Raw genomic sequence first — 24,676 nt, 5'->3', positions numbered from 1 at the left:
CGCCACGGATTCGGCAAGTGCCGCCACGACGTGCCAGGCGTGTCCAAATCGGTGGAGCACGCCCACGTCTGTGCTCGGTACATCGCATGCGACGCTGAGACGGTCGCAGCCCGGGCGGCCTGGGTGGCGAAACTGGATGGGGGCAGGGAATGACCACGAATGAACTGACGCACGCCCTGCTGCCGGCTGAGGCCATTGCCCGCCTGCAGCGCGCCGCCCGGGTCGAGCCGAGCGCAGCACACCCGGACAAGCGCATGCGGGCGATCGACACGGTAACCGAGGGGCTGCGGCGCGAGCTGCCCAGCCTGTTCAGGGAGGATGACGCCGCATGACCGGACGCATGAGCAGAGACAAGGGCGCCCGCGGTGAACGCGAGCTGGCATCCATGCTGGCCGAGCGCCTGGGCATCAGCATTCAGCGCCGGCTCGGCGCCGCACGGGATGGTGGCCACGACATCGATGTGCCGGGATGGGCGGTCGAGTCGAAACGAACCGAGGTGTTCGCCGAGGCCTACTGGAGGCAGGCCCTGCAGCAAGCCGAGGCGACCGGTAGCCGTCCGGTTCTGTTCTGGCGCGCCAGCCGCCGGCCGTGGGTGGCCTACGTGGACCTGCACGACGTGAGCCAGGCCGCATTTCCGGTGCGCGGCCGGCACCGCTGCGCGATGTCGCTGGATGATTGGTGCCAACTGGCACGCGAAGCCGCCTGAACAACCAAAACCAAAAACGAGACAGGAACAAGAGCAATGATTCGCGAACAGTTCATGGTCAAAGAGATGATCCCGGCCGAGATCAACGAAAAGCTGGAGGCGTGGGGACGCTGGAACAGGCAGCCATCCAGTCGCAGCAGAGGGAATGTGTCAGTCGAGTCCCGGTTCCGCGACAACCGGTGCCCGCTCTGCTACGAGAAGCCAGACCCGTGCGATGCATGCAAGCGCGTCATCAGCATGGGCGAACAGCCTGCGACCCCAGATGTCCTGAACATCGAGCGTATCGTCAGCAGGTACGTCCCTCGGCTGTCTCGCGACCAACTGATCGCACACTACGTGTACCGGTGCCGGCCAGAGGCGACCAGCCGGAAGTTGGGTATCAGGAAGACCGACTACGACATGCTGTTGCGCCGGGGCGTGACCATGGTGGCGAACAACCTGCAGAAAATCTGCACAGGAGCATTGTGCATGATCTGATTTTATGTGCTACTATGTAGCACATAATCTATCCAATCCGCTTATATGCGTGTACTCCTGCCTTGTGGCGGGAGTCGTTCGCCCATCGATCATCCGGTGGGCGTTTTGCGTTTACCGCCCCCGTCCCATGCTGGTCTGGCACTCAACGATCATCCGCCAAGAAATGCTGTGCCCAACGTGATCCAGTGCATTGGATGGGAGTTCGTCGCCTACGTGGCAAGCAACCTCAAAACCACATACTTTGCATCGATAGATCCCGGAACGAGGCGCAGGACTGCCCGGAACTGATACCAAGGTGCTTCTGGTGCTGACCGTGTGGATAAACCTGGTGTCGTGAACAATGGCCATTGGTTGATTATCTGTTTTGGATAATTTTTATTATACAAAATCCATAAGCCATTTTTCTGGCTGTGGTCATGGATGTGTCACGGCTTGGTAAAGCACACCGAACACTCGCCGGGTTCCGATCGGACAACTCGACGTCCTGCCGGCAGACGGCCGCTCAGGCGCTGCAGGCCGACTTGGCGGCGGGAAGGCAGGCGATGAGACCGACCCGTTTGACAGCATGGGCGGCTGAGAGAGCATTACCCTGAATTCTTGGCTTTGCAGGCCTCTTCGGCATCAGCCTTGGAATGAAAGATCCCGTACAGCCGTCGCTCTCGCACCGTGTCATAAAGATAGAACTGCCTGATGGGGATATTGGCACTTGCCTGCGGCCTGCTCCCTTGATGAATTACAGCAGGGTGGACCGACCTGACGATGTACCTTGGCCCCATAAGCGGCTCCTTTATCCATGGCGATGAGAATATTGAGTGGCGTCAATTTTATGCCATTGTCAGCTTGATTTGGTAGCTGTTTTTGATTTCATCCGCAACCCGCTCCGGCGGGTTTTTCCGTTTCTGGAGGGTATGCAATGCAGCAATACATCGGCACCAAGATTATCAACGCCAAGCCCATGACCCGGCTCGCCTACAACCAGTTTCGCGGATGGGAACTGCCGGCTAGCGAGAACGGCACCGATGAAGGCTTCCTCGTCGAATACGTCGACGGCGGCAAGGCCAACACTGCCGAGTACGCCGGCTACGTGTCGTGGTCGCCCGAGGATGTGTTCGAGCGCGCATATCGCCCGGCCGCCGGCATGACGTTCGGGCAGGCCATCGAGGCGATGAAGCTCGGACAGTGTGTCGCCCGCGCCGGATGGAACGGAAAGGGAATGTTCCTGTACCTGATTAAGGGCTCCGATCTGCAAAGCGGCCTCAAGTATGGCTTCGGAGAACTCATCGGCGAGCCGGAATTCGTCAGCACGATTTGCATGAAGACTGCGGACAACAAGCTAGTCGCTGGCTGGCTCGCATCGCAGACCGACATGCTGGCCGAAGACTGGTACATCGTGGGAGAGCCAGCATGAACGACCAGCAAATCGAGCAGGAAATCCAGGCCAAGGGCCTGACCGCGCCGCGCATCACGCCGGCAGATATTGAATCGAACATCGACACCGAGATTTACTTCACCGCAGACCACGGCATCGAAGGAGCTCTGGCCAAGATGGAGCTGCATGCCCGGCACCCAGGTGGCGGACACGTCGGAAGCCTGCGCCTGCTGACCTTCTGCGTCCTCGTCCTGAAGAACGGCTTCACCGTCACCGGAGAGAGCGCGTGCGCCAGCCCTGAAAACTTCGACACCGAGCTTGGCCGAAAGATCGCGCGCGAGAATGCCATCGCCAAGGTCTGGCCGCTGATGGGCTACGAGCTGCGTACCCAACTGTCGCGCCCGGCTCTGACCGAGGCAGATGCCATCGCTGACCTCAATGGCATACCGAGACCGGTAGCCGCCGCATGACCACGATCGCATTTGATGGCCGAACGATGGCCGCAGACGGCCGAGCCACCGCCAATGGCGTGATCGAGCGTGACAACTACGTGAAGGTGTTCCGGCTCGGCGACCGTCTGGTCGGGTTTGCTGGCGATACACGGTACCTGCCGGGCGTGAAGCGGTTCCTGCTGGACGAAGAGAAGTCGCTGCCAACCCCGGCCGGTGAATCTGAATTCGATGTACTGGTATGGGACGGCCATGTGCTGCGTGCCTACACCGACGGCGTTGACGAGCCTGACGACTTCGAATGGCCATGGGCGATCGGCTCGGGCGCCATGCCGGCGATTGCTGCCATGCGGGCCGGCGCTGACGCTGAACACGCTGTCCGCATCGCCATGACCATGGACGTGTTCACCGGTGGCCAGGTGACGACCTTGACGCTGGTCGAGTGAGATTTGCGCGCGGGCGCCTCGGAAAGGGGGTGGTCCGCGCAGCCCCCAAACACAAGTCCGCCACCTGGCTGGTTTCTGTTTGACGGCTGAAATTACAACAACCAACCCCATGAACGAGGTGCATGCACATGGCCCTCTGCGGAGCAAAAACCCGCAGCGGGGAGCCATGCAAGCGCCATGCGGCGGTTGGCTCGACCCGCTGCAAGCTACACGGTGGCCGGAGTACCGGCCCACGCAACCAGACCGGCAACCGCAACGCCGCCCGCCCTGGCAGCCTGTACAGCCGATTCCTGTCAGATGAGGAGCAGGGCATCGCGGCCAGCATCGAGCTGGGCAACGTCGACGAAGAACTGCGGCTGACGCGCATCCGTCTGATGCGGGCACTGCAGCGTGAGCAGGACAAGGGCGACACGCTGGAGGTCGAATCCGAGACGACCGAGCCGGTAGAGATCGATGGCGAGCCGACCGGCGGCGACCTGATCAAGAGAACGGCCAAGGTCCGGGACTACTCGGCGCTGATCGACAAGCTGACTGCGCGCGTCGAGTCGCTGGAAGCGCGCCGAGTCGCCCTGGTGGCTGCTGCGCTGGACGCCGAGATCAAGCAATTGGAGATCGAGAAACGGCGTGCCGAGCTGAAAGACCCCGACGACGACATACCGTCACCGGTCAAGGTGGTGGTCGAGGTAAGGGACGCAAGGAAACCGCATGCCTAGCCTCAACATTCCGCAGGCCTCGTTCCTCGCGATGCCGCACAAATTCCGCGCCTACGTGGCCGGGTTTGGGTCCGGGAAAACGTGGGTCGGCTGTGGTGGGCTGATGCAACATTTCTGGGAGTACCCACGCATCAACGCTGGGTATTTCGCGCCGACTTATCCGCAAATCCGCGACATTTTCTACCCGACGGTCGAGGAGGTGGCCAGAGACTGGGGGCTGCGCTGCAACATTGTCGAGAGCAACCGGGAGGTCCATATCCATGAGGGGCGACGCTATCGCGGGACGGTAATCTGCCGGTCCATGGAGCGGCCGGAGACCATTGTCGGCTTCAAGATCGGCAAGGCGTTGTGTGACGAGCTGGACGTCATGAAGGCCGAGAAAGCACGCCAAGCATGGCGGAAGATCATTTCACGGATGCGGTACCAGGCCAATGGCCTGAAAAATGGCGTCGATGTCACGACGACACCGGAGGGCTTCAAGTTCGTCTATGAGCAATTCGTCAAGGCGGTGCGCGATAAGCCCGGCCTGTCTGCGCTGTATGGCCTGATCCAGGCAAGTACCTACGACAACGAAGCGAACCTGCCTGATGACTACATCTCGTCGCTGTTCGACTCATACCCGCCCGAGCTCATCGATGCCTACCTGCGCGGGCTGTTCGTCAACCTGAAGTCGGGGTCTGTCTACCCGAATTTTGATCGAACGCTGTCTCACACTGATGCCGAAATGGATGAGGGGGAGCCGCTGCACATCGGCATGGACTTCAACGTGCTGCACATGGCCGCAGTGGTCTACGTGATCCGCAATGGCTGCCCGCTTGCAGTGGACGAACTGGTTGATGTGCGCGACACGCCGACGATGGCGCAGATGATCAGCGAACGCTGGCGAGACCGCGGGCACGCGGTGACGATCTATCCGGACGCATCCGGTCAAAACACCAGCAGCAAGCGGGCCAGCGAATCCGATCTGACCATTCTGCGCGCAGCGGGATTCTCCATCTACGTGACTGGCGCAAACCCGGCTGTCCGTGACCGCGTGTTGGCGACAAACGCCATGCTGCTGAATGCAAACGGTCAGCGCCGCATGCGCGTAAACACGCATCGCTGCCCGAAATTCACCGAGGGTCTGGAACAGCAGGCATACGACAAAAACGGCGAGCCGGACAAGTCCAGTGGCATTGATCACGTCAACGATGCGGGCACCTATCCCATCGTGCGGCTGTACCCGGTTGAGCGGCCGGTGACTGCCATCCGTGTTCCTTCACAATTCGCCGCGGTTGACAGAGCCGGCGGCTACTGAGGTATCCCCATGATTGATTCCCCTCTCGACGATGAGATCGCCGAGGCGAGCCGGCGCGCCCAAGCGGAGCGCATGCAGGTATTCGGCTCCCGCCTGCAGGGGCTGATTGACCGTGCAGTGGCCGACAAATCAGCACTGGAACAGCGGTGGCTCGACGACCTGCGCCAGTACGAGGGTCGGTATGATGCCGAGACGCTGTCTGCGCTGGAGCGGGCGGGACGCTCGACTGCGTTTGTCAGGCTGACGCGGGCCAAGTGCCTGGCTGCCGAGGCCAGGCTGGCGGAAATGCTGCTGCCAACCGATGACCGAAACTGGGACATCCAGCCGACACCGGAGCCCGACATGCCGAGCGGCCCGATGGCAACCCAGCGTCAGGCGTCTGCCGATGACGCAGCGGCGCGCATGCGACGCCGTATGGACGATGTGACGGCCGAATGTGACATGAACGGCGTTATGCGCGAGATGCTGCACGATGCGGTCACGCTCGGCACGGGCATCGTCAAGGGGCCCGCAATCGAGAGCCGTACCCGGCGCCGCTGGGCCCAGCGAGAGATTGCGCCGGGGGCATTCGTCAGTGCCATGGAAATGACGCGGGATCTGCGCCCGAGCGTGCAGCGTGTGTCGCCGTGGGATTTTTTCGTCGACCCGACCGCGACCACTCTTGCCGATGCTGAGTGGATGGCTGAGCGTCACCGCATGACGCGGCAAGCGCTGCGTAACCTGGCTCGCGTGCCGGGATTCGACGCCGACGCCATTCGTGAGCTGCTGGAGGGGGAACCCAAGCGGAGCGCTTCTGCGGGCCGGGTCGACGAGGTGGCAACCGACAACGACGGACGCGTGATCGATCGCGGCCGCTACGAGGTGTGGGAATACCACGGCGAAATTGACCGTGAGGATCTGGCTGCCGCTGGTGTCGAAATGCCTGATGACGCGCTACTGCTGGTATCCGGTGTGGTGTGGATCTGCGATGGACATGTGCTGAAGGCATCTCTCAACCCACTCGACAGCGGAGAACCGCCGTACAGCGTGTTCGCATGGGAGCCAGACAGTACACGGCCGTTCGGCCTCGGCATCCCGGCTCTGTGCCGCGACAGTCAGCGAGTGGCCAATGCCGCATGGCGCATGCTGCTCGACAACGCGGCCATGTCCGTGATGCCACAAATCGTGATCAACAGCCAGATCGTGACCCCGGTCGACGGGGAGTGGGTGCTGCGCCCCGGCAAGCTCTGGCAAGTGACCGAGCGCAACACGCCGGTCAATGCAGCATTCGGAGCGTTCCCGGTCGCAGCAAACCTGAACGAGCTGATGCAGACATTCCAGACGGCGGCGCAACTGATCGACGAGGAAACGAGCCTGCCGCAGATCGCTCAGGGTCAGCAGACTCAGGCCACACCCGAGGTCACCAAGACTGCCCAGGGCATGGCCATGCTGCTGTCCGGCGCGTCTACCGTGCTGCGCCGTATCGTCAAGCGATTCGACGACGATATGCTGCGACCCACGCTCAGCCGGCTGTACGACTGGTTCATGCAGTACGACCAGGATGAAACGATCAAGGGAGATATGGAGATCATCGCTCTCGGGTCCAGCTCCCTGCTGGTCCGTGAGCAGACGCAGCAGGGGCTGCTGAATCTGCTTCAGCTCGCGCAATCCTCGCCGGTGCTCGGGCCGATGACCGATATTCCGGCGCTGTACCGCAAGCTGGTGCAGTCGATGAGCATTTCCGCCGACGGGCTGGTGCTGACCGATGAGCAAATGAAACAGAAACAGCCGGCTGGGCCGCAGACGCCGCCACCGGAGATGATCAAGGCACAGGTGGATATGAAGCGCCTGCAACTGGACGAGCAAAAGTTGCAGATGGAGGCGCAGCGGCTGCAGATGGATATGCAGGCCCAACAGGCTGAACTGGCCATGCGCCAGCAAACCGAAATGGCCCGCGCACAGGCTGCCGCTGAGGCGGCACGCGCCGAGCTGGCCAAGGCGCAGTTGGATGCTCAGTTGGATGCGCACGACATGCAGTTGCGTGAGGCAACCGCCGAGCAGGATTCCCAACTGGCTCTACTGCGGCTGCAGTCCGACCGTGAACTGTCCGCTGCGCAGATCCAGGCAGCGCGAGAGGAAACGGAATTGACACTCGACAGCAAGCACAAACTGTTCAATGCCGAGGCGGCACTACGGCTGCAGACGGGGGCAGGCATCTGATGGTCGATATTCATTCCGACACCTGGGGCGCTGTCAGCAAATTCGTGGAGCAGTCCCTGCAGGATGCCCGTCAGCAGCTTGAGTCACCGACGCTCGACCACGACCGGTCGCAATACCTGCGCGGACGGATTGCCGCGCTGTGCGACGTGCTGGCACTGACCCGGGACCCGGCGCCGCTGGCACCCAAGACGACCGGTTACTGACCCGCCTCATGGCGGGTTTTTTTCACCCTGCCGCCGCAAGGCCGCACACCCACCACGCCGTGAAAGGAAACACCGCATGGACACCAATCAACCTGCGCAAACCGCCAATGCCGGTCAGCCGGCAGAACAGCACTTCGAAGACGCCTTTGCCGAGTTCTCGGCCGCACAGGGTGGCAGCGCCCCCCTCGCCACCGAGCCTGCCAGCAAGGGGGGCGATGGCGATCCCGATGCGGGCAACCCGAAAACCGCCACTCCCCCGGACACGGCCATGCCTGCTGCCGAGTCCGGAGACGCGGATCGGCTGAAGGCGGAGCGCGATGCGGCTCTGCAGGCGGCGCGCAGCGATGCCGGCCGGCAGGCAGCGCTGCAACGGCGCCTTGCAGAAGAGCGTGAACGGCGCGCTGCCGCCGAGCGTGCGCTGCAGCAAAAGCTGGAACCGGCCTCGTCGCAAGACGACGCCACCATGGCTCAACTGGAAGCAGACATGCCTGAATTGGCTGCAGTGCTGAAAGCTGAGCGAGAGCGACACCGCGCCGATCTGGCCGCCGTGTCGGCGGCAGCCAGACTCCCGGCGGAGTCGCTGACGCGCGAAAACCACTTGACCCAGCAGTTCGCCGCCCTTGGGGCCGCGCACCCTGACTGGATGCAGGTGGTGAATGATCCGGCATTTCATGGCTGGGTCAATCAGCAGCCACTCCGTGTCCGCGACATCCTTAACAGTGATGACGCCGATGAGAGTGTGTGGCTGCTGTCGCAATTCAAGCGGGAACAGACGCAGGTCCAGACGCAGGCCAAGGCCGCTACCGACAAGGTAGCCGCCGAACGCGACCGGCGCCTGCAATCTGCCGTCGGTGTCCCGGCCAGAGGGGGGCGACCGGAATCGTCCGGCGCGCCCGAAGATTTTGAATCCGCGTTCGAGTTTTACGCGCGGAAACGCTGAGGAATTTTTGAATGGGTACCACTACCTATGGCTCGATCAGCCAGCGCACGGCGGCGTGGGCTGCCAATGAAATGCTGGCGCACGCCGAGCCGATCCTGGTGCTGGGCAAATTCGCCCAGGCCAAGCCGATCCCGAAAAACACGGCCGAGGCGGTCAAGTTCCGCCGCCCGGTTCCGTTCCCGCCGGCTGTCACGCCGCTGTCCGAGGGGGTCACCCCGACGCCCCGGGCCATGAACTACGTTGACGTACCGGCCACGCTGCAGCAGTACGGTGATGTGGTCGAGATCACCGACAAGGTTGCCGACGTGGCAGAAGACCCGGTGCTGAAAGATGCGACCGCGCTGTGCGGCGAGCAGGCGGCCGAGACGATCGAGGTGCTGACCTATGGTGTCCTGCGCGGTGGCACCAACGTGTTCTACGGCAACGGTGCCGCCCGCAACGCGGTCAACTCGGCCATCGGTTTGAACAAGCTGCGTGCAGTGACCCGATTCCTCAAGGCTCAGCGGGCCAAGGAGGTGACCAAGATGCTGAGCGGCTCGACGAACTACAAGACCGAGCCGGTCAGTGCGGCATTCATCGCGTTCGGCCATACCGACATCGAGGCCGATCTGCGCACCCTGCCGGGGTTCGTGCCTGTCGAACTCTATGGACAGTCGATGAAGGCGTTGCCGCACGAAGTCGGCAAGGTCGAAGGCATCCGATTCATCCTGTCTCCTGCGCTGGCGCCGTTCGTGGATGCTGGTGGCGCCAAAGGCGCGATGAAGTCGACCGCCGGCACCAGTGCTGACGTGTATCCGATCGTGATCGTCGGTCAGGACGCCTATGGCACGGTCGCGCTCAAGGGCGCCACGGCCATCACACCGATGGTGCTGAATCCGGGGACTCCCCGTGGTGGCGATCCCCTCGGCCAGCGAGGGACGGTGGGCTGGAAAACCTATTTCACCGCCATCCGCCTGAACGAGGCCTGGATGGCGCGGCTTGAAGTGGCTGTCACTGACCTGTAAGTAACCCGAAGTGCCCGCCCAGTGCGGGCATTTCTCTTTCCAAGGAGCGAATATGGACGAGATCCAACAGACCGAATCCACCGAACCCAAGCAAGCTGCCAGGCAACCCAAGGGCAAAAACGACAGTGTCGTCATCCACATCAGCAAGGAGCGTGGCGAGGCTGGCGATGTGTTCGTCGGCGTCAATGGCGTGAGCTATCTGATCAAGCGGGGTGTCGACGTGACGGTGCCGCGTGCCGTGCTGTCCGTGCTGGAAAACGCGGTTCAGGTCGAGTACGACCCGGAAACGCTCGATCCGCGCGAGGTGCCGAGCTATCCGTACAGCGTGAAGGGCTGATATGACCTTCCTTGACCTGTGCCGGCGCCTGCGGATGGAGGCCGGCCTGTCTGGTGACGGCCCGACCGCAATCGCCGGCCAGGTCGGCATCAACGCCAAGTTGATCGCCTGGGTCCGGCAGGGCTATCAGGACATCCTCAATCTGCCGCGTGACTGGGACTTCATGTGGCGTCAGGTCAGTATTGATCTGCCGGCTCATGCCGTCCGCGTGGATCTGGCTGGCGACTATCAACTGACCGACGTAGGGCGCATCGTCACCGATACCATGCGTATTGGTGGCGCTCGATGCCGGTTCGAGCCTGATTTCAGCCTGCTGTCCGAGATGCTGCCCGGTGCGCGACTCGTCTGGTCCCGGCTCCCTGATCGGCGTATCGCACTGGCGCCCGCCACTGATACGCCGGTCAGTATGGCATTCGACTACTACCGGGACAGCCATGACCTGATTTCGGATGCTGACGTCCCGCTGATGCCGGCGCCGTATCGCATGGCGATTGTCTGGCGAGCGTTGATGCACTACGCCGGGCACGACAGCGCTCCGGATCTGTATGCCACCGGAGAGCGGAACTATCAGCAGTTGCTGGCACAGATGGATGCAACCCAGCGGCAGATGTTACGGCGTGGCGGGGTTTCGCTTGATCGCATCGAATCGTTGCCTGCCACCGCTTATCCACTGGCGTAGGGGGGCGAATGAGTCAGATGGATTACACCCCGCTGGCCGGCGGGCTGGACCTGGCTGCCAGCCCGATGCAGATTGCAGCCGGCAGATGCTTGACTGCGGAGAATATCGAGCAGGTCTATGGCCTGTCCGGGTATCGCCGCGTTGATGGGTACGAACGATTCGATGGCCGCCTGCTGGCATCCACGGCCCGGTACTACATCGCCACGGCCTGCAACATGACCGCACCGTTGTCGGTTGGCGATATTGCCACTACCCCCAGTGGCTCGGCCGAGATCATGGCAATCGAGGATGATGTGCTGGTGCTGGTCAACGTCTCCGGCTCATTGACCGCCGGTCAGACGCTGTCTGTACTGGCAGAAGCCCGGGCAACGCTGGCTACCGATGCAGCCGCAGGCACGTTTGATTCGCCGGATTACCGAGCTCGTCGCCGCGCTGCCGTCGCATATCTGCGCGCCAAGATCGGGAAGGTACCGGGCAGCGGCCCGGTGCGCGGCGTCGCGGTATTCAACGCCCAGGTGTTTGCGCTACGCGACAATGCCGAGGGGACGGCCGCGGCGCTCTATCGGTCGTCGCTGACCGGCTGGCAGTTGGTCTGTGACCTCTTTCGCCCCGGCGGCAGCCTGCAGGCGGTAGTAGCAAACTTCATTGGTGCCACTGCTGGCCGGGCCTGGTATGGCTGCGATGGTGTCAATCCGCCATTCAAATGCGACGGCAGCACAGTGACATTCATGGCGCCAATCATGGGCAGCGAGGCGACCGCGAGCAATGCGGTGACGCCGGCTGCAGGCGACCTGACGTTTACGGTCGTCGAGACGTCGCGCAGTTGGGCGGTAGGTGACGAGCTGGAGGCGTGGGCCCCGGCCGCGCCGGCCAGTTGGCTGAAGGGCAAAGTCAAAAGCTATTCCGGTACGACGCTGGTGCTGACCGTGGCCGAGTTTGCCGGTGCCGCGTCGAGCGCCTGGCGCATTGCCCGCGCAGACCGGTCTGACCGGCCTCGCCGTGTGGCTGAGTTCAAGAACCATCTGTTCCTGGCCTATCCGAACGGGCAACTGCAGCACAGTAACCTGGGAGACCCGATGCGCTACACCACGACTGCGGGGTTGCTCGGGGTCTCTGACGAGATCACTGGCATGGCATCGCTCAAAGGGGATGTGTTCGCGGTGTTTTGCCGGGGCCGGATCGTGTTTCTTACCGGAGCCAGCAAGGCCGACTGGCAGTTGGCCACGCACTCGCAGGACATCGGCGCACGAACCAACTCGGCCGTGGAGACTGCCGGTAACGCGCTGTTTCTCGACTCGCGGGGCCTGACCAGTCTGGCCGCTACGCAGTCGTTTGGCGGATTCAGCGCGGCACTGCTCAGCCACGCGGCGCAACCGCTGATTGACGCAGCGACGACCAGTGCGATTGCTGCACGGGCGGTGAAGCGCAAGAACCAGTACCGGATCTACCTGCCCGGCGGAATGGGGATCACTGCTGCCGTGTGGCGACCGGCGCCAGTGATCGAGCCGAACTCGGTGGCGTTCACGACGTTTCGCTATGAGCACCAGTTCAGCACATTCGCCAATGGCGATGATGCGGATGGCGATGAATTCAACGTGTTCGGCACTACCGATGGCTGGGTGATGCTGGAAGACAGCGGGACATCGTTTGACGGTGCGCCGATTGCCGCCCGGATCGCGCTTCCGTTCCACTACCTCAAGCGGCCGGCGCAGAAAAAGCGGTTCCACCGTATGGCGTTGGAACTCAATGCGGCAGAGCCGATCGAGCTGCTCGCCCGGCACACATTCGACTACGACGGGCTGCGTTATGACCCCTCGATCGTGTACCGCGTCGATGCGCAGCGGCATGGGGCGGCATGGGGCGCCGCCGAGTTCGGTAATGCCATCTGGACCGGGCCAGGGGAGGACAGCCCAGTTGTTCACCTCGATGGGGTCGGTACCAGCATTGGGGCGCTGATCTGGCATGAGTCGGATGACACGCCCGCCTTCACCCTCTCGGGCATCAGCTTGTATTACTCGCTGCGAGGCGAGCAGCGATAACGGAGAACACGATGGCTCTACTGGCCTCAGGCATCAACACCGGCGCCTCCAGTGCGCAGGACGCCTATGCGAAAAACCAGATCAGCGATCTGTACAAGAACGTATTGGGTCGTGACGCCGATCAGGCGGGGCTCGACTACTGGACAAAGCAGATGGCGTCCGGCGGCATGTCCTATGCGGACGTGCAGAACAGCTTTCTCGGCTCGGCCGAAAACCGGGCCAAGAACGACACGTCCTCGATCATCCAGCAAACCTACAAAAACGTGCTGGGCCGGGATGCGGATCAGGCTGGTCTCGACTACTGGTCGAAGCAGGGAGACAGTTCCGGTCTGGGTGGCGTGTTTGATGGTATCCGGTCATCTGACGAGTACCGGGCAAAAAACTCCAGCACGAATGCCATTCAGCAAGATTATCGGAACCTGCTAGGGCGTGACGCCGATCAGGCCGGACTCGACTACTGGTCCGGGCAAAATCTGAGTGGCGCAGACCGCGGCATGGCTTTCCTCAATTCTGCCGAGTACACCGGTGGAAACGGGGCCGAGTGGGCCCGTGACAAGGCTGCCAGCACTGCGGGGACATGGGGTGCGGGATACAGCGGGGTCTACAACCCGAAAACCGGGCAGGTGCAGATCGGCAACCAGTCGTTCGATCCGAATGACTATGCCGGTATCTACGGCGCCGCCCATGCAGACGAAATTGCTGCCAGCGGTCTGTCCGCTACCGATCACTGGAATCAGGTTGGCCAGTTCAAGGGCTACGACTGGGGGCTGAGCGATGGCATGCAGCAGCAAATCGCCAACCGCACCCCTGCGGGACACTACGACGCGAACGTCAACAGTCAGGTCGACGCGGCGAACGAGACCATCGAAGGCCGGCTGAAAAACCTGCTCGACCCGAATAACGCTGTGGTTCGCCAGGCCGGTGACCAGGCACGGATGTCATTCGCCTCGCGTGGGCTGCTCAACAGCAGCATGAGCGAACAGGCTGCCATGGAAGCAATGGTGTCCAAGGCAATCGACATTGCCGGTCCTGATGCGCAGCGGTATTTCCAGAACCGGATGAACAACGTCGACTGGCAGAACAAATTCGCGCAGGACCAGCAACAACAGAGCTATGCCCTGCAGAACATGGCGGTTCAGCATCAGTACAACCGCGACCTGTCCACGCTGAACAACTCGTTTGACACCGGGAAAATCGACCAGACACAGAACTACTCGCTGCGGCAGAACTACCTGTCGGCGATCAGCCAGGCCAACGCGATCTATCAGGATAACGTCGCCCGGCTGCAGGCGGCGCAGATGTCCACCAAGGACAAGCAGACTGCGCTCGATGCAGCCAAGACCCTGCGAGACAGCAACATCGCGCTGATGAACAGCGCATTTGCCGCGCAGCCGGGCTGGGCCAAAGAGTGGAGCGTTGAGGCTGACAACCCGGACGTTAAGGCCGTGCCGACACAGCAAGGGGGGCGCTGATGGCATGGACACAGGGGGGCTCGTTCCGTGGGTTGCTGTCAGCCGGCATGGACGCCGCTGATGCACTCGACGAGAACGGATGGGCGACTGCACCCGGGCAGGAGCGTGGCGGGAATGCAGAGCATGCGGCCGGGCCGGTCAGCGCAGATGCGGCGGCGCGCAGTGCTTCAATGGCAAGTAGCGTACAGGGGGCACTCAACTCGACGGCCGGCCGTTGGGCGCGAGCGGTACTGTCTATTGCGGCGCCGCAATTTGGCGTGATGGCCAACATGATGTCGGTCGACCAGAGCCGCCCGGATGCGAAAGAGGCGACTCTGTCGGCCATGGCCGCGCCGGCAATCGGCATGCTGGGATTCGCCAAACCGGCGCAGGCAATCAGCAGCGCCTATAGCGCAACCAAATCGGCACAACAAGGCGACTACGCTACGGCGGCAGTCACTGGGCTGCTTGGCATGGGGATGCTCAATGGTGTCACTACCGGCAACCCGTTCGGTGACATGGCAGTCTCGCGCGGGCTGCTGGGGATTGCCTCGTTTGCGGACAGCATGCGCGGTGATGATACCGGCGGATGGGGGGTGTCGAGCAGGAACACCAATGCGGCTGTCGGCTTCAACGACAGTCTGGGCGGGCCGGCCAGCAATGGCGCAGCGAGCAATGGTGCGGACAACGATGGCGGATGGGGCGCGAGCCACCAACGATCTGTCAATAGCGCTGTTGGATTCAACAACTCCATGGGCGCGCCGGCATCGAGCAACGACAGCAACAACAGCGACAACAGCAGCACCAGCAGCAGCAGTGAGTAGGAGATAGGAGAAATGATGGACTTTGACTTCGGATTCAGTGGTGCCGGCAATGACAGTATCGACTACCTGTCCGGCCCATCGGCGGAGGCCGCCGCCGGCACGGACATGGTGTCCGGCTCGCCGTTCGGTGACAGCAATGTGGCTGAGCAGATCGGTTTCGGCAGCGGGGTGCTCAGCGGCGGTGATGGCATGTTCGGCTCGCTCGACGGCTCGTTTATGCCGGCGCTGAGCAGCTTTATGGATGGCGTGAAAGACATTGCCAGCAAGGGCGTTGACCAACTGGAGCAACTGGCCGGGAACAAGACCGCCCGGCTGGCGGCTGGCACGATTCTGCCGGCCGTTGGTCAGGCCATGATGGCGAAAGAAGCGATCAAGCAGCGCAACAGACAGCTCGACCGTCAGGAGCGGAATGCCGCGTGGGCGACACCGCAGCGCGAGCAGTTCCGGCAGGTCTCGCGCCCGACAGGATTGCTGGCCGCTGGCCAGCAGGCCGCACAGCAGCAGGCTGTTGCAGCCGCCGTCGCCCAGGCCACGCAACAGGAAAAAATCAAGGGGGTTCGCTGATGGCTGGACTGATCAATAGCGGCATGGCTGAACAGCAGGGGCAAAGTAGCGGTGGGCAACGCATCTACACCAAGCTGGTACTGATGACCCTGCAGTACCTGATGCAGCGTGACGCGTTCATGCAACTGGTGGCGCAGGCCCAGCAGGGTGATGCCGGGCAGGCCATTGGCGGCGGCGTGGTTCGTGCGCTGCTGGGGCAGCGCCAGGCGGCGCAGCAGGCAGGTATGCAGATCGACACCGGCATGCTCTCGGCGGCCAGTGTGGAAATCGCGCAACGCCTGGCGGAAGCATTCGCGCTGCTGGGGGTGGTGCAGGATGCTGAATCGACGGCGCGTGATGCCATCGAGTACGGCAAAACGCTGACGCAGGGCGGGGGCGGGCAGGCAGCTCCTGCCGACCAAGAGCCCGCCGAGCCGGCGCCTGTTGGCGCGCCTGACGAGATGGAGCCCGGCATGTCTGCGAACGAGGTGATGCAATGAGCGGGCTGATCCAGGCGGGAATCTTGTCCGGGCTGGGCGATATGGCAAAGGCCGCATATGCGGCCGATGTCTCTGCCGAAACGGCGCAAGCCAAGGCGCGTGCCGATCTGCAGAAAACCCTGCTTGAACAGCAGCTCAAGAATCAGGGCGCCATGGGGGTGGAGGAAGCCAAAAAGCTGCCGCTCGACATGAGCAACCCACGGGTGCAACAGGCCATTGCGCTGAATACCGGGATGAGTACGCCGGACGTTAAGGGCGTTGTTGACTCCCTGGGAAGTCCGGATCTGATTTCACCCAAGAACGCCAAGCTCATGGGGAATCTGTACAAAAATGTTTCTGCCGCCTATGCGCAGCTCAACCCGGGGCAGGCCTCGGCCGCCAAGAGCCTGGAGGAAGCTCGCGGTGCCAAGATAGGCAACGATCTGGATACGATTACGCTCAACGGCGGGGTGCCATTGGGGGTTCGTCAGCGCTATGAAAGTGCCCGGCGCGGTCTGGCCCCGTACAGCGTGGATGGCGGTGTGCTGTTCAACAGAAATACGGGGGATGTTGGCCAACTACCGGAGGTGCCTGGCGGCAAGGTTGCGGCGGAGAACATTCGCACGGCGAATTCCCTGATCGATCTTGTTCGCAACAACGATACTTATATCCGTCAGTACGAGAAAACGCTGGCGGATCGTTCGGTGCGAGATCAGTCCATTCGCCAAGATGCGAAAGACAAAATTCAGGCGTTGCGCGCAGAAAATGCCGGTTACAAAGGGCAGATCAATTTGTTGCTCGGCTCCGGGCAAGGGACTACCACGTCAACCGGCCGGCAACGTGGCAACGTGACAGGGTTCCTCGGGCAGTAAACAGCACAGCACCCCGCCATGAGCGGGGATTCAATTTTCAGCCTCACGGTTTCCGTGGGGCTTTTTTATTGGCCAACGGCTCAATCACTCTGTGGAAATGAAATGAACAAGCTGACCTTTGAGAATCAACCTCTCCAACTGATAGAGCACGCGGGGCGCCAATGGTTGAAGGCATCCGACATTGCCCGCGCCATGGGGTACACGCGAACGGACAAAGTGACTCGACTCTATGACCGGCACAGAGCCGAGTTTTCTGCGTCGATGACCGCACTTCACCTGACCCCCAGTTTGGGGCAGGGCATACCTCCGGTGGCAAATCGGCTGTTCAGCCTGCGCGGCGCACACCTGCTGGGCATGTTTGCCCGCACGGCCAAGGGGCAAGCCTTCCGGCGCTGGGTTCTGGACCAACTGGAGCGAATCGACGCGCAAAGCTCGGCAAATCGCTCTCTGATGGCCGAGTGGTACGAGGTCAGAGCGGAAATGAGCCAGCAGGCACGGTTCGCCAGCCTGTGCGGCAAGGGCCTGAGCCGCTGGCGCTTCGTCAAGCCGATGCTGACCGCGCGCCTGACCGCGCTTGAGCGGCAGTCGCAGTCATCGCTGCTGCTTGAATGATGGCATGCCGCGTTTTTGCAAAAGCCAATTCTGGCGTTTGCTGCAAAAACAACGTGTTGACGCACTGGCTCAGTAAATCACTTTCATCTCGGCATAGCCGCAGGCATGGCATTCATAGAGCCGGTGCTGTGCCTCATCCCCAAAATCTGGGGCGGGCATGACTCGGGAAACCCTGAACATGTGCTGTCGGCATCTTGGGCACAGCTCATCAATATGAGTCGGCTGCTTATACCTCGCCCCTTGAAGAAGGGTTACCAGCTTTTCGCTCAGATCAGAGAGTATCAGCATGTCAAATGCTCCTGTGCATCAGCCTTGCAGTATTGGTCATGACGTATAAATAGACCACCTGAGATCGTATCGCATCGTCCACCCAACCCGCTTCGGCGGGTTTTTGCATTTTTGGAGACCGGCATGGCCGACACTCAAACCCCGATCACTGGCACTGATGGCGTGGACCTCGATGTATCCGGCCTGCTGAACCTCGCCGGCCAGCCCCCTGTGGGCATGCGCGTGCCAGTCGGTGCGCCTAAGGGCGACTCTCGCGGCCGCGCCGTCACGGCTGCGGACCTGGTTGCTCCGGCTCAATATGCCCCGCTGATCACCGCCGCAGCTCAGCGGCATGGCATCGACGTCGACATCCTGACCGCGCAACTGTTTCAGGAGTCGAGGTTTAACCCGCGTGCGGTTTCTCCTGCTGGTGCCCGAGGCATTGCGCAGTTCATGCCGAAAACGGCGTCGTCCATGCGGGTCGATCCGTCTGATCCGGCCAGTGCCATTGATGGCGCCGCGCGGCTGATGGGCGAGAATCTGGACCGCTACCGCGGCGATTATGCGGCCGCACTGTCTGCTTACAATGCCGGCACCAATTCGACCCGGTGGGGTAACCCGGAGACGCTGGATTACGTTGCAAAAATCCGCGACTACGCACGCACCATCAAGGCAGGTAAAGCCCAGCAGCAAGCTGCCCGGCAAGAGGCCACGGCCGCGCAGAATCATTCGCTCATGCGTGCCACTGAAAATCGCGATGCAGAACAGATCCGTAGCGCAAAACCGGCCCAGGCCCAGCAGACGGCCGGCGCCGCTGATCCTGCATTCCTTGGCAAGGGCATTCTGCCTGGTTTGGTCTCGGCCCTGCGTGACAGTTCCGGTGTGGCTGTTGGCCGTGCAATCGAGGGGGCCGGTGACCTGATTCATGCGATCACGCCGGATGGTTTGCTGCCGGAGGATGTCGGCGGGCGGATTGCTGCTGCCGGCCGCGATCTGGTTGCTCGTCATGAACGCCTGGCTGAAGCCAGCCAGCCCGACATCCAGAACAGGGACTTGCGTGCTGCCTATGGGGGCCTGCAATCGACCGTACGCGCTGTGCCGGCGCTGGCGGCAGCCGTGGCCACGCGCAACCCGAATGTAGCGCTGGGCGTTATGGGGGCCGACAGCGGTGTGCAGGCGTACAGCGATGCGAAAAACGCAGGCCGTTCTACGGCACAGGCCGTGCTACACGGTGCAGCGTACGGGCTGACCGAGGCTGCCAGCGAAAAATTGGGCCTTGGCTTTCTGGCAGAAAAGTTGGGTAAAGCCGGGTTCGCGCGCCTGCTGTCTGGCTACCTGCTGCGCGATATGCCCAGCGAACAGGCTGCGACGATTGCGCAAAAAGCACTCGACTACGCGACACTGACTCCCGAGAAAACGCTGGGTGATTTCAGGTCCGAAATATTGGGGGACATGCGTGATACCGCGATTGCTACCGCAGTACAGGGTGGCATCATGGGTGGAGCAGGCCATGCCGGCGCCAAGCTGTTGAATCGTGGGGCGGATCGTGCCACAGCGAGTGGCGCCCCGGATTTGGCTGGTGCACAAACACAAGCCGCCGCGCCGGATGGCGGAAATCTGGCCGGCAGCCTGTCGGAGACGGACTCCCTGGAAGAGACGCTGCGTGCAGCAGCCCGTGAATATCACGGCGATGTACCGACGCAGGAACCCAGCGACCTGCGTCAGCGCCTCGGCATGGCTCAGCCCGCCGGCACGCCGCCGGCAACCACGTCGATCCAGACGACCAGCGTGCAGCCGGTCGAGGTCCCCGGGGGGGACATGACGCCGGCTGTGTTGCAGGAACAGGCAGCGCAACGCCAGGCGAAAGCGGATGCGACCACTGCACGACAGACGGAGTGGGAAGCGGCGCTGGCCGAGCTCGACGCGCGCAAACAGCAGGAGCTTGATGCGCTGGCGGCGGATGGTCATATCGGTCGCGCCGAGTACGACAATGCCGTGATGGATGCCATGTCGGCATCTGAGCCGGTGCCGACAGTAATGGCCCAAGCCTTTGCTGACGCGCAACAGCGTGATGCTGATCCGGCCGGGCGCAGATTCAGCCTGAATGACAAGGATGAGGCCCCTGACGCCGCGCAGAGCAATGGGTTCACTCCCGACGCCTTGCGTACCACGCTGCAGTCCGGCGACATGGGTGGACTGATCGACGGGCTGATCGACGGCGGTCGTGTTGTGCTGCATGCCGATGCCTCCACGCTGCCCGGCACGGCCCCCGCTGATACGGTCGTGCAGGGGATGACGGATGCAGATGGCACGGTCCACCTGGTGGCGGGCAACCTGAATGCCGACAATGCGACCGCTGTACTGCTGCATGAAGCGTTTCATGGTGGCGGCCAGTCTCTGCTGGGAGACAAGGCGTGGACCGGCCTGATGGCCCGAGTCAACCGCATTGAGCGTGCCATGCGTGGCGGAGCGTTCTGGCGCGCTGCTGCTGAGAGTGTCGGGCATGCCAACCCGGGGGCCTCGCTGCGAACGGAGGAATTTGCGGCCTACGCCATCGAGCACTATGCCCAGGCACCACAGTCTATTCGCAAATGGGTCAGTGACATCATGGGTACGGTGCAGGCATGGACGCAGCGTCGATTCGGCATCCAGATCGGCCGTGTAACTCCCGCGCAACTGCACGCTCTGGCCCGTGCGGCTCTGCAAGTGCCGGCCATGACGGACCGCGCACCCGCCGCTTCGGTTGCCGACCAGAAAGCACCGCCGTTTGGCCAGCGCCAAGGGCTGTTCCAGCTACCACCGATTGAGGCGGTGACGCTGACGGGGCTGGAACTGGGCAATGGGCTGAGCAAGAAGGGGCTGGCTCAGGCGGCTGACAAGCTGCTGCGGGAGATTCAGCATGCCGGAGTTCCGCTGCGTAATCAGGACAGCGGGTGGGATCTGGTGATTGCGAAGGTGGACCGGCAGAAAATGGGTGACAACCCTGGGCTTTCGGCCGCCGACAGCAAGGCGGTTGCTGCAATCCGCGAGCTGGTTGACCGCGCTGTTGTGGCTGAATCGCACGCTGATGCCGAACACGGTAATCCTGATGTACAGGCCATTCACAGGCTATACGCGCCGGCGATCATTGAAGGGAGGCCGTACCGTGTGAAACTGACGGTGAAGGACTACTCGGGAAAATTGGGGAGAAGGAATCTGCATGCAATTGAATCGGCAGAAATAGAAAACGCCCCTATGGGAACCTTGCCGTCCTACTCCACTGCGGAAACCACAGTTCGGACAGCTCAACCAACCTCGGGGCGCACTTTTACTATAGCCGAACTGCTGTCTGGCGCAAAGCGGGATGGAGATGGGCAGTCATTCGTCGATGACGATGCGCGCTACAGCCTTCGCAATCCGCTGCGTGCGGGCCAGCCGGCCGGGAATGAAATTGCGCCCGAGACCTGGACGGAAAAGCAGATCCGCATGCAGGCCAACAGGTTCAGCCGGGTGGAGCGTGTCGAGGCGCAGTTGCGCCGCATGGGAATTGCCGTCCCGGCCTGGCTGTCACCCACAAATGCCGAGATCAGCTATCACGGCCGTCGTGCCGAGAGAATGGCCGATCTGCGCGATAACGAGGTGCAGGCGCTGGCGGATGCCATGGCGCAGAACCGTGTCCGGCCTGACCGATTCGACTGGTATGCGCTGGCTCGCCATGCACCGGAAGGTAACGCACATATTGCGTCGCTTGAGGGCGGCATGCCTGATGGCGGCAGCGGCATGACTAACAGGCAGGCGGCTGACCTGATGGCCGGGCGTGACATCACGATGACCGTGCAGACCGAGAACGAGCATGGCCGGGTGACGGCACGCCAAGTGACGGTGCGCGGATTTTCGCCGGACGAACTGGCGCGACTGAGGACTGTTGCCATTCCGTTTGATGCGCTGGTGGAGAAATCCCGTCAGCTCAATGTTGAGTATGGGCTGGAATCCAAGGAAACCGTAGATGGCTGGCGGCAGATGTTCCAGCACTATGTGCCTTTGGCAGGCAAGGCCGGGAAAGCCGAATTTGGCGGCGCGCCCGGGAAACAGTCCGGGTTCAGCGTGAAGGGTGGTGCCCGGCATCGAACAGGGCGTAGTAGCGTGGCGCCGAACATGACGGAACAGGTGATTCGTCAGGCCGAGGATGCGATTGCTCGTGGTGAGAGCAACCGAGTGGCTGGCGTGTTTGTGGCGTTGGCCCATTCTCTCCGGGGGAACATGCCCGTTGCACCGAATGGCAAACCGCTGTTTGAGCGCGATCCGACCGATCTGCGCCGCTATGTCAAGGATGGCAAGATTGTTCAGGCTGACGTGCCGGCCCAAGTGGGCAGGGATGTGCTGATCGCGCGCATTGACGGCCGGGACGTGCCGGTCCGCATTAATGACCCGGCACTGGTCGAGTCCGCCCGCAACCTGGATGTCCCGCAAATGTCGGCGCTACTTGAGCGGGCCGGGTCCCTGACGCGCTTGCTGTCGATGACCTACACCGCGGCTAGCCCGTCGTTCTGGCCGGTGGCGTTCCTGCGTGACCTGCAGTCGGTCGCGGTTCAAGGTGGGCGATTTGGCAAGGGTATCGTGGGTGGCATGCTGCGCCCGGGTGTGCTGTCCAGCAGTCTGGGGCAGGCATTCCGGCATGAATTCACTGGCCGAGAATCACCTGAATTCAGCGCGTTTCGCCGTGATGGTGGTCGCACCGGGTTTGTTCAGGTCACGCGGGAGCTGGCTGAAAAGCGTGCAGACCTGCTTGGCGCCATCCGTGTTGCGGAGCCCGGCTTTAATGGCCCCAAGGCCAAGTCGGTGATTCGGCGGCTCTGGCGCTACTACCTGGCGACAGGGTCGGCGCTGGAGACTGGCGTGCGGTTTGCCGCATACCAATCGGCCCTGTCTCAGGGCCAGGACAGCGCCTCGGCCGCGCGAGTCGCCAAGGAGATCACGCTCAACTTCAACCGCAAGGGTGCGGGCGAGAACGCTATACGGATGGCAGCGTTGTACCCGTTCTACAACGCCAGTGTGCAGGGCATCCGCAACACCGCCATCACGATGCAGAACCGGCGAGTGCAGACGGCCATGGCCGCGTTCGGTGGCATTGCATTGCTGGCGCAGTTGGCACTGCTGGGCAGCATGGATGACGACGAGCGGGACGATCTGATGAACAACCCGGCGTACCGGGATGATCGCATCGGCAACATCCTGATCCCGACCGGGAATCCGGAGAGACCGTATGCGAAAATTCCGGTTCCGCCAGACTTCTCGTTCGTGACGGCTACGGCCAGCGCCATGACCGACATGCTGTATGGCGGGGAGGGTGCCGGCTGGCGTGCTGCTGGCAGCCTGCTGCAAGGCTCTGCAGTTGCGTTCTTGCCGCCGCCGTTTGGCGACGTCGCACGCGCTGTGACGAATGCACCTAACGGTGCCGGCGGGAAGGCCGCGTTGGTTGCGGCCACGCCAGCGATTGCCAAGCCTCTCGTGCAGACCGCGGTCAACGTGAATTATCTCGGCCTTCCACTGGTGCCCGGCCGAGACGACTCGATCACGCCTGAGGCCTACCGTGCGTATCGGCGGAACCGGACCGGCTGGGCCGCAGGGCTGGCTGACTGGCTTAACCGCAGTACGGGTGGCAATACAGCGCAGTCTGGCCACATTGACATCAGCCCGGAAATGATCCTGAACCTGACCCGGTCGTATGGCGGCGGGATCGCCGGTTTTATTCTGCAGGGGAGTGATGCACTGACTAATCCGCAGAAAAGCTGGCTGGATCTTCCGGTCATTGGCCGGCTGTCGGCAAATCCTGACGCGCTGGATCGCGGGCGGGATTCCGTGGTCAGGGAGTCAATGGATCGTGCTCTGATGGATTCGCGACGGCTGGACGCTCTGTGGGATGCTGGCGAGGATTCCGCTGCCGATAGGCTCGCGACGGAAATGGCTGCTCGGGGTGATGATATTCGGGCAGCCGATGCCCGATCGTTGCGTTCGGAGATGATGGCGTTGAGCCGAGAGGAAAGCCGGCTGGGAACGCAGACAGACCCTGGCGCCATGAAGATCCGTGGCGAACTTGATGTATGGAGAAAGGAGATTACCCGCGATATGAGGGCGGCTGATAAGGCTGCGTCAGCTAGATGAAGGAGGGGCCGGCATGTGCTGGCCCCATCTTGCGTGTGACCACCACACCAGGTATGGTTATACTTTTGTCATTAAAATAACTACGTAAGATACGTTTACGTTTACTTGGGCATTATCATGATATATATGCAAAAAATTCTTTTTTTTGTGGTGGGCATGACATTGTCGATGGTATGCACTGCGTCCAGCATGGTTTTTGCATACAATGAAAATGGGCAATATACTGATATTCTCGGAATTGTTGGCTTGGTTGAAGAATCAAGTTGGCTATGCAGGGATGATCCATCTGTATTGTGTAGATGCCACCCGTCTTTGATGAAAGGACTCGTTGCATCAATTGACTACCAAAAAGGGAGTAATATACCTTTAGGGTTTGTTTTTGAGACTAGAGAAGGGGCTCAGTATATTAATTTGCCCACTGATCTTCGGAGTGAATTGAGTAATGCAGAATCAGGGTGGATTTCTGCTTTGGTTAAAAAAAGAACCACGCTATTAATAGCTGCAGAGATGTGCGGCGCCGGCGGCAAAGCTATTTATGCAAAAGATATTTACAGTAGGAAAATGGTGGAAAAATCTGGATTAAAATGGTGAATGAATAATTTTGGTTATTTTAATTTTATTAATCAATG

At 61.7% G+C, this 24,676-nt stretch carries 24 protein-coding genes; 23 read left to right on the top strand and 1 reads right to left on the bottom strand.

Going from position 1 to position 24,676, the window contains the following annotated elements:
* The first annotated feature begins 149 nt into the window (after positions 1-149).
* The 21 genes from DFO50_RS12555 (at position 150) to DFO50_RS12450 (ending at position 17,639) form a co-directional block, all read left to right on the top strand.
* Entirely contained in the window at positions 150-332 is a 183-nt protein-coding gene (locus DFO50_RS12555) for a hypothetical protein (protein ID WP_112692635.1), read from the top strand.
* Between the two features lie 8 nt (positions 333-340).
* Positions 341-706: a hypothetical protein gene (locus DFO50_RS12550; protein ID WP_112692634.1), complete on the top strand. Its 366-nt coding sequence runs from the start codon at positions 341-343 to the stop codon at positions 704-706.
* A 36-nt stretch (positions 707-742) separates the two neighbouring features.
* Entirely contained in the window at positions 743-1,183 is a 441-nt protein-coding gene (locus DFO50_RS12545) for a hypothetical protein (protein ID WP_112692633.1), read from the top strand.
* Between the two features lie 913 nt (positions 1,184-2,096).
* Positions 2,097-2,591, top strand: a complete 495-nt coding sequence (locus DFO50_RS12535) for a DUF2829 domain-containing protein (RefSeq protein ID WP_112692631.1) — start codon at positions 2,097-2,099, stop codon at positions 2,589-2,591.
* A complete protein-coding gene (locus tag DFO50_RS12530; protein WP_112692630.1) occupies positions 2,588-3,022 on the top strand; it encodes a Gp49 family protein in 435 nt (144 codons plus the stop codon). Before DFO50_RS12535 ends, DFO50_RS12530 begins: the two co-directional genes overlap by 4 nt.
* Entirely contained in the window at positions 3,019-3,447 is a 429-nt protein-coding gene (locus DFO50_RS12525; protein ID WP_112692629.1) for a hypothetical protein, read from the top strand. The genes DFO50_RS12530 and DFO50_RS12525 overlap by 4 nt, the downstream gene beginning before the upstream one ends.
* Positions 3,448-3,575: 128 nt before the next feature.
* Positions 3,576-4,160, top strand: a complete 585-nt coding sequence (locus DFO50_RS12520; protein ID WP_199489826.1) for an HGGxSTG domain-containing protein — start codon at positions 3,576-3,578, stop codon at positions 4,158-4,160.
* Positions 4,153-5,457 (top strand): terminase large subunit domain-containing protein, encoded by a 1,305-nt coding sequence (locus tag DFO50_RS12515; protein ID WP_112692627.1) that lies wholly within the window; start codon positions 4,153-4,155, stop codon positions 5,455-5,457. Before DFO50_RS12520 ends, DFO50_RS12515 begins: the two co-directional genes overlap by 8 nt.
* A 9-nt stretch (positions 5,458-5,466) precedes the next feature.
* On the top strand, positions 5,467-7,656 hold the full coding sequence (locus DFO50_RS12510; RefSeq protein WP_112692626.1) for a hypothetical protein: 2,190 nt from the start codon (positions 5,467-5,469) through the stop codon (positions 7,654-7,656).
* Positions 7,656-7,859 (top strand): hypothetical protein, encoded by a 204-nt coding sequence (locus DFO50_RS12505; protein WP_112692625.1) that lies wholly within the window; start codon positions 7,656-7,658, stop codon positions 7,857-7,859. The genes DFO50_RS12510 and DFO50_RS12505 overlap by 1 nt, the downstream gene beginning before the upstream one ends.
* Before the next feature lie 76 nt (positions 7,860-7,935).
* Positions 7,936-8,799, top strand: coding sequence for a hypothetical protein (locus DFO50_RS12500; RefSeq protein WP_028498297.1), 864 nt, complete (start codon positions 7,936-7,938; stop codon positions 8,797-8,799).
* Between the two features lie 11 nt (positions 8,800-8,810).
* Positions 8,811-9,803: a N4-gp56 family major capsid protein gene (locus tag DFO50_RS12495; RefSeq protein WP_028498298.1), complete on the top strand. Its 993-nt coding sequence runs from the start codon at positions 8,811-8,813 to the stop codon at positions 9,801-9,803.
* Between the two features lie 52 nt (positions 9,804-9,855).
* Positions 9,856-10,140: a hypothetical protein gene (locus tag DFO50_RS12490; protein ID WP_036385242.1), complete on the top strand. Its 285-nt coding sequence runs from the start codon at positions 9,856-9,858 to the stop codon at positions 10,138-10,140.
* 34 nt (positions 10,141-10,174) lie between these two features.
* Complete coding sequence (locus tag DFO50_RS12485) at positions 10,175-10,819, top strand: hypothetical protein (protein WP_158537451.1); 645 nt, start codon at positions 10,175-10,177, stop codon at positions 10,817-10,819.
* An 8-nt stretch (positions 10,820-10,827) separates the two neighbouring features.
* Complete coding sequence (locus DFO50_RS12480) at positions 10,828-12,858, top strand: hypothetical protein (RefSeq protein WP_233495252.1); 2,031 nt, start codon at positions 10,828-10,830, stop codon at positions 12,856-12,858.
* An 11-nt stretch (positions 12,859-12,869) separates the two neighbouring features.
* Positions 12,870-14,330, top strand: coding sequence for a DUF4214 domain-containing protein (locus tag DFO50_RS12475; protein ID WP_112692623.1), 1,461 nt, complete (start codon positions 12,870-12,872; stop codon positions 14,328-14,330).
* A gap of 47 nt (positions 14,331-14,377) precedes the next feature.
* The gene (locus tag DFO50_RS12470; protein ID WP_146745077.1) at positions 14,378-15,133 is read left to right on the top strand and encodes a hypothetical protein; all 756 of its coding nucleotides are present in this window, start codon (positions 14,378-14,380) and stop codon (positions 15,131-15,133) included.
* A gap of 12 nt (positions 15,134-15,145) precedes the next feature.
* Positions 15,146-15,697: a hypothetical protein gene (locus tag DFO50_RS12465; protein WP_112692621.1), complete on the top strand. Its 552-nt coding sequence runs from the start codon at positions 15,146-15,148 to the stop codon at positions 15,695-15,697.
* A complete protein-coding gene (locus DFO50_RS12460; protein WP_028498304.1) occupies positions 15,697-16,176 on the top strand; it encodes a hypothetical protein in 480 nt (159 codons plus the stop codon). Before DFO50_RS12465 ends, DFO50_RS12460 begins: the two co-directional genes overlap by 1 nt.
* Positions 16,173-17,027, top strand: a complete 855-nt coding sequence (locus DFO50_RS12455; RefSeq protein ID WP_112692620.1) for a hypothetical protein — start codon at positions 16,173-16,175, stop codon at positions 17,025-17,027. Before DFO50_RS12460 ends, DFO50_RS12455 begins: the two co-directional genes overlap by 4 nt.
* Positions 17,028-17,129: 102 nt before the next feature.
* Positions 17,130-17,639: a BRO family protein gene (locus DFO50_RS12450; protein ID WP_112692619.1), complete on the top strand. Its 510-nt coding sequence runs from the start codon at positions 17,130-17,132 to the stop codon at positions 17,637-17,639.
* 69 nt (positions 17,640-17,708) lie between these two features.
* On the opposite strand, the gene DFO50_RS12445 is transcribed toward DFO50_RS12450, so the two are convergent.
* Entirely contained in the window at positions 17,709-17,927 is a 219-nt protein-coding gene (locus DFO50_RS12445; RefSeq protein WP_112692618.1) for a hypothetical protein, read from the bottom strand.
* Positions 17,928-18,050: 123 nt separating this feature from the next.
* Here DFO50_RS12445 and DFO50_RS12440 point away from each other — a divergent pair, with 123 nt between their 5' ends.
* Both DFO50_RS12440 and DFO50_RS18925 read left to right on the top strand, forming a co-directional pair.
* A complete protein-coding gene (locus DFO50_RS12440; protein ID WP_146745076.1) occupies positions 18,051-24,047 on the top strand; it encodes an LPD38 domain-containing protein in 5,997 nt (1,998 codons plus the stop codon).
* A 126-nt stretch (positions 24,048-24,173) separates the two neighbouring features.
* On the top strand, positions 24,174-24,638 hold the full coding sequence (locus DFO50_RS18925) for a hypothetical protein (RefSeq protein WP_146745075.1): 465 nt from the start codon (positions 24,174-24,176) through the stop codon (positions 24,636-24,638).
* Positions 24,639-24,676: the final 38 nt, after the last annotated feature.

The sequence above is a fragment of the Microvirgula sp. AG722 genome, assembly GCF_003269145.1.
GTDB lineage: Bacteria > Pseudomonadota > Gammaproteobacteria > Burkholderiales > Aquaspirillaceae > Microvirgula > Microvirgula aerodenitrificans.
This window is presented reverse-complemented; position numbering and strand designations above follow the sequence as displayed.